The organism is Arthrobacter sp. B0427-1-12, assembly GCF_059092905.1.
This window is the reverse complement of the sequence record NZ_JBNHIC010000201.1, coordinates 1-512: the sequence shown is the minus strand read 5'-3', so window position 1 is coordinate 512 and position 512 is coordinate 1. Positions and strand designations below refer to the sequence as shown.

Here is a 512-nt window from a genome sequence, read left to right as displayed (position 1 = left end):
CTGCCTTCCTTGTACTCGGTCAGCTCGAGGTCATAGATGGCGATGCCCCATTCGAAGACGGGGGCCAGCAGCGCGTTGTAGAGCGGGTTGCCCAGGTTGAACGGTTTCCATTCCTGGTCCGGGTCCATGCGCAGCAGGTTGAATCCGACGTCGTTGTCCTTGCCCACGACGTTGGTCCAGCGGTGGTGCGAATCGTTGTGGGTGTGCTGCCAGGACCGGGCCGGAGTCACGAAGTCCCATTCCCACGTGGTGGAGTGAATGTCCGGGTCCCGCATCCAGTCCCACTGGCCGTGCAGCAGGTTGTGCCCGATCTCCATGTTCTCCAGGATCTTCGCGAGAGTCAGCATGGTGGTGCCGGCGACCCACGCCGTTTTGTTCTTGCTGACCAGCAGCGCGGCGCGGCCGGAGATCTCCAGGACGCGCTGGATCTTGATCATGCGCCGGATGTAGGCGGCGTCGGAGGCGCCGCGTTTTGCCAGAATGTCGTCGCGGATCGCATCCAGCTCGCGGCC

1 protein-coding gene is annotated in these 512 nt (G+C 63.5%); it reads right to left on the bottom strand.

Annotated features, from left to right (window positions below):
- A partial coding sequence (locus AC5RWU_RS24550; protein ID WP_493986776.1) for a fatty acid desaturase family protein occupies positions 1-512 on the bottom strand: 512 nt, incomplete at both ends.